Source organism: Muribaculum sp., assembly GCF_029051885.1.
Lineage (GTDB): Bacteria > Bacteroidota > Bacteroidia > Bacteroidales > Muribaculaceae > Muribaculum.
Genome location: NZ_JAIDKI010000172.1, coordinates 1 through 8,731, shown reverse-complemented (window position 1 = coordinate 8,731; position 8,731 = coordinate 1). Strand labels below are relative to the sequence as shown.

General features: G+C 53.0%; 9 protein-coding genes. 2 read left to right on the top strand and 7 right to left on the bottom strand.

Annotated elements, in window-relative coordinates; genetic code table 11:
• Positions 1 to 81: 81 nt before the first annotated feature.
• The 4 genes from K2I50_RS07525 to K2I50_RS07510 form a co-directional block, all read right to left on the bottom strand.
• Positions 82 to 651, bottom strand: coding sequence for a hypothetical protein (locus K2I50_RS07525; RefSeq protein ID WP_301025731.1), 570 nt, complete (start codon positions 649 to 651; stop codon positions 82 to 84).
• A gap of 68 nt (positions 652 to 719) precedes the next feature.
• Positions 720 to 1,832, bottom strand: a complete 1,113-nt coding sequence (gene proB / locus K2I50_RS07520; RefSeq protein WP_301025730.1) for a glutamate 5-kinase — start codon at positions 1,830 to 1,832, stop codon at positions 720 to 722.
• Between the two features lie 33 nt (positions 1,833 to 1,865).
• Complete coding sequence (locus K2I50_RS07515) at positions 1,866 to 3,536, bottom strand: AMP-binding protein (RefSeq protein ID WP_301025729.1); 1,671 nt, start codon at positions 3,534 to 3,536, stop codon at positions 1,866 to 1,868.
• Between the two features lie 42 nt (positions 3,537 to 3,578).
• Positions 3,579 to 4,121 carry a helix-turn-helix domain-containing protein gene (locus K2I50_RS07510; RefSeq protein ID WP_301025728.1) on the bottom strand — a complete coding sequence of 181 codons (543 nt, stop codon included), beginning with the start codon at positions 4,119 to 4,121 and terminating at the stop codon, positions 3,579 to 3,581.
• Between the two features lie 155 nt (positions 4,122 to 4,276).
• Between K2I50_RS07510 and K2I50_RS07505 the strand changes: the two genes are divergently transcribed.
• A complete protein-coding gene (locus K2I50_RS07505) occupies positions 4,277 to 5,023 on the top strand; it encodes a hypothetical protein (protein WP_301025727.1) in 747 nt (248 codons plus the stop codon).
• A gap of 41 nt (positions 5,024 to 5,064) precedes the next feature.
• On the opposite strand, the gene K2I50_RS07500 is transcribed toward K2I50_RS07505, so the two are convergent.
• From K2I50_RS07500 to K2I50_RS07490, 3 genes are all read right to left on the bottom strand, one after another.
• Positions 5,065 to 5,994, bottom strand: coding sequence for a GNAT family N-acetyltransferase (locus K2I50_RS07500; protein ID WP_301025726.1), 930 nt, complete (start codon positions 5,992 to 5,994; stop codon positions 5,065 to 5,067).
• 103 nt (positions 5,995 to 6,097) lie between these two features.
• A complete protein-coding gene (locus K2I50_RS07495; RefSeq protein ID WP_301025725.1) occupies positions 6,098 to 7,180 on the bottom strand; it encodes an SGNH/GDSL hydrolase family protein in 1,083 nt (360 codons plus the stop codon).
• Positions 7,181 to 7,339: 159 nt separating this feature from the next.
• Positions 7,340 to 7,894, bottom strand: coding sequence for a DJ-1 family glyoxalase III (locus K2I50_RS07490; protein WP_301025724.1), 555 nt, complete (start codon positions 7,892 to 7,894; stop codon positions 7,340 to 7,342).
• Between the two features lie 135 nt (positions 7,895 to 8,029).
• On the opposite strand from K2I50_RS07490, the gene K2I50_RS07485 reads away from it, so the two are divergent.
• Positions 8,030 to 8,413 carry an START-like domain-containing protein gene (locus K2I50_RS07485; protein WP_301025723.1) on the top strand — a complete coding sequence of 128 codons (384 nt, stop codon included), beginning with the start codon at positions 8,030 to 8,032 and terminating at the stop codon, positions 8,411 to 8,413.
• The last annotated feature ends 318 nt before the right edge of the window (positions 8,414 to 8,731 follow it).

Below are 8,731 nucleotides of genomic sequence, written 5' to 3'. Positions count from 1 at the left end.
TTCGTCACATGTCGAAAATCGTCTCAAGCTATACGACCCTGGCGGCAACATTTATTATTAAACAAGCTCTAAAATCTTGTTTTATTCTATCAGAGAGCGCAGGTAGCCTTCGGCATTCTTGGCTTTCTTGGCCACCTCCTTGTTGTCTATGAAATATAGCAGTGTGGTATATTTCTTCGGCGCCTGTCGGGCTTCGGCCTGCGAGGGGCTTACGGCCACATATTGCAGGATTGCGATATTGCCGTCGGCGGCACGCCACAGAAGGTTGTTGTCTGTGTCGCGTATCTTAGCAGGCTCGCCATAGAGGTCGGTAAGGTGGCTGCGTGCCCCCTCGAAAGCCGACATGTCGGGCGTAGTCGTAGTGCGGGAGAAGCCGACCTGCATCAGCTTGTCCTTGTAGAAGTCAAGCACACCGTTGTCCCATGCCACAGTGCCCCACGAGGCCGGGGCATAAGAGTACTGACGCTGCTCGTTTATGGGGTCGGTAGTAACGGAGCGCTGAGGGTCGCCGAGCGCCTCGACACACTTGTCGTACTTCCAACCGAAACGTATGCCGTTGACACCCGTCATTTTTTCACGCGCGCCGGCTGTCGATGCTCCGGCGAGCAACACTATTGCCATGAGCAATGTGTGTCTGAATAACTTTCTCATAATAAATAAAAATAGATACAATAGATAATAGATATATGTGTGTGTGATTTTCAGAAAGCAGGGGCCGGTCAGGGGAGGAACGGCGACTTTACCGACGAGTCGATATACAGGTAGTCGCAATGGATAAGCGGACGATTGCCACGTCCGCCTACAGCCGCACGGGCATGAGCCGCATCGAGGCCGGCACGCCCCCAGGCTATGACATTGCCGTCGGGATCAATCACCTGTACAATGTCGTCCTTTTCAAAGTCGCCTTCTACGGCGTCGACACCCACCATTAGCAGGCTCGTGCCGACAGGCGACAACAGAGCCTCGGCGGCACCGCGGTTGACACGCACGGCACCCTTGGCGAAGTCCTCGCTGTGGGCAATCCATTTCTTGACACCTGTAACCGGAGTGGCCGACGGACTGAAAAGCGTGTGCGGTACCTCGGGCCCGAGTCCCATCAGTGAGGTGAGCACACCCTCACGCTTGCCGTTGGCTATGATAACAGCCACCCCCTCGGAGGCGAGCTTGGTGGCGGTACGGTATTTGGTAGCCATGCCGCCGCGTCCGAGCGACGAGCGGTTCTCGCTTATCATACCCGAAGCGTCGAATCCGCTCCCTATCACCGGTATGAGCCGGCTGTCGGGACAGGTAGGGTCGCCGGTGTATACACCATCGACATTGCTGAGAATCACCAGCGCGTCGCAGCCCATCATCGTGGCAAGAAGCCCCGACAGCTCGTCGTTGTCGGTAAACATCAGCTCGGTCATCGAAACGGTGTCGTTCTCATTGACCACAGGTATGACGTCGTTGTCGAGCATCACCTCCATGCAGTGTTTCTGATTGAGGTAATGGCGGCGTGTGGCGAAATTCTCTTTTGTCGTAAGCACCTGGCCGCAGGCGAGTCCACGTCCGCTGAAGAGGTCGTAGTAACGGTTGATGAGCTTGGCCTGCCCAACGGCCGAATACAGCTGACGCGAGGACACGGAGTCAAGTCCCTGTATGCCACGGAGCTCGCTGCGCCCTGCAGCCACAGCTCCCGACGACACAATGACCACACGCATCCCTGCCGAATGCAGCTCGGCTATCTGGTCGACAAGAGCCGACATGCGGGTCACGTCAAGAGTACCGTCGCGTCGTGTGAGCACATTACTGCCGATTTTTACGGCAATACTTTTAAAGCGTGGTGTTGGCATACGAAGAGCTTTTTAATAATTTTCAACAAATTGTCAGGCATTTTTGTTGGTGTCGTCACGCCGGATTTCCACACGGCGTATCTTTCCGGAGATAGTCTTTGGAAGTTCCTTTACAAATTCCACCACACGGGGATATTTGTAAGGGGCAGTAACGCGCTTTACATGATTCTGAATCTCCTTTACCAGCTCATCGCCGGCTCGTCCCTCATACTCCTTGCTCAGCACAATGGTGGCCTTGACCACCTGGCCGCGGATATCATCGGGGACGCCGGTGATGGCACACTCGACTACAGCGGGATGAGTCATCAGAGCGCTCTCCACCTCAAACGGACCTATACGGTAGCCCGACGATTTAATTACGTCGTCGATACGGCCTACAAACCAGAAATATCCGTCCTCGTCGCGCCATGCCACATCACCCGTATGATACAGACCGTCGTGCATAGCCTCGTGGGTGAGCTGCGGGTCGTTGAGATATTCCTTGAAAAGTCCGAGCGGACGGTGGCCACCCTCAGGCAGCCTTACCACAATCTCGCCCTGCTGGCCATCCTCTACGGGAACACCCTGCCCGTCGACAAGGTCAATGTCATATTCCGGCCCCTTCTTGCCCATCGAGCCTGGCTTCGGCTCAAGCCAGGGGTAAGTGGCTACGGTAAGAGTTGTCTCGGTCTGGCCGAAACCCTCCATCAGCTTGATGCCGGTAAGTTGCAGCCATTGCTCGTAAACACTCGGATTGAGCGCCTCGCCGGCAATGGTACAGTAGCGCAGGGTCGACAGATTGTATTTCGACAAATCTTCGCGTATAAGGAACCGGAACACCGTAGGCGGCGCGCAGAAAGAGGTTATGCCATAGTCGTGAATCATGCGGAGCACATCGACAGGCTCAAACTTCTCGAAGTCGTAGACAAATACATTTGCACCGGCTATCCACTGGCCATAGAGCTTGCCCCACACTGCTTTTCCCCAGCCGGTATCGGCAAGTGTAAGGTGCAGGCTGTCCTCGCCAAGATTGTGCCAGTAGCTGGCGGTGATGATATGGCCAAGGGGGTAGGTGAAATTGTGGGCCACCATCTTGGGCTCGCCGGTGGTGCCGGAGGTAAAGTATAGCAGCGATATATCATCGTTGGCATTGGCGACCGCGGGGCGCACGAAAGGTGCCGCACCGGCTATCGAGCTGTTGAAGTCGTACCATCCTTCGGGCACCACAGGCCCGGTCGATATCAGAGCCTCAACGGTAGGACATTCGCCCATAGAGCGCTGTATGTGACCAAGCACCACCTCATCGCCTGTCGATACAATGGCCTTTATGCCGGCCTTATTGCAACGGTAGATTATATCGTGCTCGGTGAGCAGGTGGGTAGCGGGGATTACTGTGGCTCCGAGTTTGTGGAGAGCTATAATCGAAAACCAGAACTGATAGTGGCGCTTGAGTATCAGCATCACCATGTCGCCATGTCCGATGCCGAGCGACTGGAAGAACGAAGCCGTACGGTCGCTCTCGCGCTTGATGTCGGCAAACGTAAACTGTATCTTCTCACCCCTGTCGTTGGTCCATAGCAGAGCCGGCTTATCGGGAGCTTTCTCGGCCCAGGCGTCAACCACATCGTAACCGAAATTAAAGTTGTCGGGCACAGTGACATGGAAGTTGGCCATAAAATCCTCATAAGACTCAAATTCGGTCTTATCTAAAAACTTTTCAAGCATGTGTAAGCAAATAATAGGTTGATGATATCGGGCAACAACAGTCTACGAAATTATGGCTATAATCCTTGCCGTTGAGCCAATGGCACGCAGGCCATGGGGACGAAGAGAATCAAACATTATGCTGTCGCCGGGACGCATACGTGTAACGTGTCCGCCAACCGAAAGTTCGATTTCGCCCTCAAGTACATAGTTGAACTCCTGCCCGCTGTGCACATTCAGCGTCAGAGGAGAGTCGGTGGGCTCTATTGTGACAAGAAACGGAGCCATAAGCCTACGCTGGAAGCCCGCAGCGAGATCCTGATAGCTGTAGGCCGCCGTGCGTTCTACCTTCACACCCTTGCCGGCACGGGTGACAAAATAAGAATTCATCGTAGGCTCCTCGCCAAAAAGGAGAGCCGTGAGCTCCACTCCGTAAGCCCCGGCAAGGCGATGTAGGAAACTCACCGGCACGTCGGACTCACCGCTCTCATAAGCGGCAAGCAGTTCGGGCGACACCTCACATTGGCGTGCCACCTCTTCTGCCGTAAGTTCAAGAGCGTCGCGAAGTCCGCGCAGGCGTGCCGCCACTTCTTGTATATGATTCATAACTTTCTTTTATTCACGTCAAAGAGTCACAAAGTTACTCAATTTTTCTAAAAACTGAACTGATATGCACGCTAAACGCATACATTGTGCAAGATGTTTTGACCCTGTTAGAAAAATATATGTAACTTTGTTCTGACAAAACAGAATACACACCTATGAAATCAATTATACTTGCTTTTCTGCTCTCTATCGTCGCAATAATCCCCACAGCAGCATCTACAACAGCACGCCTCAACCGCACATGGGTGGAAACCGGTGTGATGAAACATGACCAGGAGGGTCTGTCGCTACATGTCGACTTCAACCTCACCAACGCCAAAGGACGCCTCGTAGGCGTGCAGGCCATATTTTACAGCCGCCCCGGCGGATGGGCATTGCGCGACAAAAACGACAAGTACCGTCTGTCGCCATCGCTCAACTACGTGGCAGCATTCGACTACTTCCGCCCTGCGGAAAGCGACATGAAAGTAAACGACTTCGAACTCTTCATACCCGTCAGGGAGCTTCACCTCAACAACGGCCACAAATACCGCATCTACGCCCAGCTGTCGCTGTATGCCGACCCTGGAAAGAAGGGCGAGTTCCTTGCCGAAAGTGACTTCCTCCCCATCACAGTCGACCTTACCGATCCCAACCATCCCAAGGCAATACCCGACTTTTCACAGGTAATCACCGGGGCCCAGGTTGACAAAGCCAAGAAAGCAGGACGACAGGTAGGCGTAACCACCAAAAAGAATCCTAAGCAGGACAAAAAAGCCAAGAAAGAAAAGGCTCGCAAGATGAAAGCCAACAAATGGGGCTCGCATGGCTCGAAAGTCGAAAAAGATTCCATCGACCGCGCCACATTCTGGCAGAAAGAAGAGGTCGACTCCACAGCCCTCCCGAAGCTCTACATCGAGTAATCAGCCTCCGGGCTGCCGGAAATCACATGCAGCCCGACAGTTCACCCTTTGAGCATCATCGTGTACTTGAGACCAGGCTCGGCGCCGAGACTCTCTTTGAACACACACAGGCCATAGTTGGGGACACCCGTCTCGGTCGCAGGACCGAGGTCAAGCAGACGCATCCCCGCCCGGCGGTAATACTCATAGACATACTCCGCAAGCAGATTCATCGCCCGCAGTTCGCCGAATCCGGGCATGTCGCCCCAGTACACCACCTGCACTACACCGTCGGCCGCAGGATATACCATGGCACCGGCAATGTCCACCCCTTCATGCACAAGCAGAAAGAAATCGGCCTTGACGAGCATGGCGGTCGAGATTACATCGTCGGCCTCCATCCACATAGGGCGACCCTTGCTCAGGTGATTGGTACGGATGATATTATATATCCTCAATATATTTTCCGGCACGGGCGCCACCTTTGTTACCGACAGTCCGTTGTCCGAGGCCTGATTCAAGAGTTTCCGGCAACTGCGGCTTATCCCGTCGCGGAAGTTGCCGCGTGTGAGGTCGAGATGATAGCTCACGTCAAGCGTCGGCGTGAGTCCCAGACGCGACAGAGCGCTGACCGACTTCACAGTCAGTTCGGGAGCATACAACTCCGGCGGAAGCGTGACGCGCAGTCCCATCCCCTCGGCACGGCAATACTCCACAATCTCGCTCCACATCCCATCGACTGCCTCGAAGCGCTGGGAGCGGTTCACCGTAAGTCCACCGAAAGGTGCCGAGAAAGGGGAATGAAGCATACCGTCGCGGCGTCCGAGGATTATACCTCCGCGCACCTTACTGTCGCCCGCAAACAGGTAACGCACATCTCCGCCGTCACATTTGTGCCGGTTGTGCTCCGAGAATGCGACACTGTTGAATATGTGTGGCGGCCGGGGAAACATCATCCCGTACTCGCGCGGAGTCACTGTATCTATCTTCATGAGGAACTGCTGTTTTCGCAAAGGTAACTAAAAATGGCGACACCCCCGAACGAAAGGTGCCGCCATATATCATATATATAGTTTACGATACTGCTACCGGTATTTATTTCATGTTATACTTCGCCAGGATATCAAGTATAGGCTGACGTATCGACTCCATCCAGTTGTAGTAGCCCATGTCAGAGGGGTGTGTCTTGTCGGTACATGTAGAGCCGTCGGTATCAGCTGCCGGATAGATGAGATATATGTTGGGGTCGGTCTTCATGGCCTTGCGCACCATCTCCTCGGCTGCGGCCATCTTGGCAGCCTCCTTCTGGTCGTTGTCGGTATTGAAATTGCGGCTTCCACGGTAAATAGTCTGCTGGAAGATAATCGGGGTGACAGGATGCTTGGCGCGTATGGTCTTTACAAACTCGTCGAAGTTCTCTCTGATTTCGGGCGCCTGCGGATTGGAGAAAGCATCAAACACGAATGCATCGGCATCAGTGTCGGCGAGCACGCGTGCATAGCTCTGCTGGAGCTTGGAGTTGCCGCTCACTCCGAGCGAACGGATATCAAGGCCGGTGGCGCGCTGAAGTTGCAGGGGATAAGCCATGCCGGAGCGGTTGGCCGAAACTCCATGGGTAAAGCTCGAGCCCCAGAATACAACCTTGTGCTTGAAAGGATTTTCTATCGGAGTGATGGTGGCGTCGGGGCTGATACCGACATATACCTCATCTATAATACTGCGCAAAGGCATATAGAGCAGACACTCCTTTTCTCCGGGAGCCATAGCCGACACCAGCGCCACAGGCTCGCCTTTGGCCGAGGGGACGCCCGAACCGGCGTATACCCACTTGCCGTCGCGCTTTATATAGAGGTCGGCGCCGGCTGAGGCAACATCTGTGCCATTGTAGGCATGATGGCGCTTCTTGTAGTCAAAATTGACCTCCACGCGGTCGCTGTTGGTCTTGAATACCAGGGCCAGGCCGGATGATTCCTGATTGAGATGGCGACGCTGATAGTCAGTGAATCCGTCGTACTTCACTGTATCGACACGCGCATAACGGTCGGGCGTAGGCAGCACCTTGCCGATTAGTGTCAGGTCCTTGCCCGGTACAAACTTTGTCTGATTCTTTGCGGCAAATGCCGATGGGAGAGCGGCTGCAATGAGGAGTAGAGCCGCCACAAAACTCTTGAGTTTCACAGCTTAATTGTGTTTAGTGATAAAAATTTGGTTAATTATTCACGCAAAGATACAACTTTTTGCCACTCCGCCAAAACGAAACGAAACCCGACGCCGATAAAACGAAAGAGCGCAGTATCGGTCATGACACTGCGCCCATATCGTCAGAGTATGATGAAATCACACAAGCATACCCGAGGCTACAGAAGAAGCCACATCCTCACCCAGGCTGGCGGCTACAATCGCAAAAGCGAATACAAGGGCCGACGACGGACCGTTGGAGGTAATCAGATTGCCGCTCTCTACCACACGCATGTCGACATATGTAGCGCCACCCTTCTCAAGGTCGGCCCGGAATGAAGGATAGCATGTAGCATTCTGGCCCCTTACGATATCGAGAGGAGCGAGCACCACGGCTGGAGAGGCACATATCGAGGCTATCTTGCCCTGCTTCAGCCAATGCTTCTGCAAAGCGTCGTTTACTGCGTCGCAGGCAGCAAGGTTGGTGGCACCGGGCAGGCCGCCGGGCACGATAAGCCATTCGGCATCAGTGGTATCTATGTCGGAAATGCGGCTGTCGGCCACCACTTCTATTCCATTAGCGCCCTTTACATTGAGCTTGTCGGTAATCGACACTGTCGATACCTCCATACCGGCACGACGCATCACATCAACCACCGTCAGGGCTTCGATTTCCTCAAAGCCCTCGGCAAGAAAGACATAACTTGTATTCATATACTTAATTGTTTTGTTTGGTTATATATTAACTTTATAGATATGCTATCTAAATTAGTAACGTAATCCTCGGCCTCCATGTTTTATTTTTGCACAATTTACTATATATTTGCGAATGTAACAAAATCTTAGCCCATGGAAAAAATAAAATTTCAGATTGAGTTTGACCTCAAGAGCATTCCTCCGGCTCTGTTATGGTCATATATATCCACTCCGTCGGGATTGAAAGAATGGTTTGCCGATGAGGTGACACTCCAAGGAAAGCGCTTCACTTTCCGTTGGGATGACGGCGCCGAGCAGACAGCCTCAATCGTAGCGCAGCGCACCGAATCGTCGCTGAGACTACGCTGGAGCGGCGACTTAATGCGCCATTATTTCGAATTCAAGATACTGTCAGGCGAGATGACCGACTCTACCTCTCTGCTTGTCACCGACTTTGCCGTCCCCTCTGAGATTGAAGACGCACGCGATTTATGGATATCTCAGCTTGAGAACCTACGCATCACCCTCGGATGCTGATGCCCCTACCCTGATTATCTCGGCGCACACAGCATCTACGCTCCTCCACCATCCCTGTCGCATTAGCAGAGAACCATACCCGCTCCTTTCTTGTTTTAAATTAAAAACAATCGGGAAATTCCCGATAGCAGCTATTTAGAGCTTGTTTAATAATAAATGTTGCCGCCAGGGTCGTATAGCTTGAGACGATTTTCGACATGTGATGAAGGAGTGTACTTTATGTACACGACTGAGGAACAGAGCGAAAAGCGGCCAAGATATACGAAACAACCGGTAATTTTATAATTCCTCAATCTCTTGCTGAATTTGAAATAAATG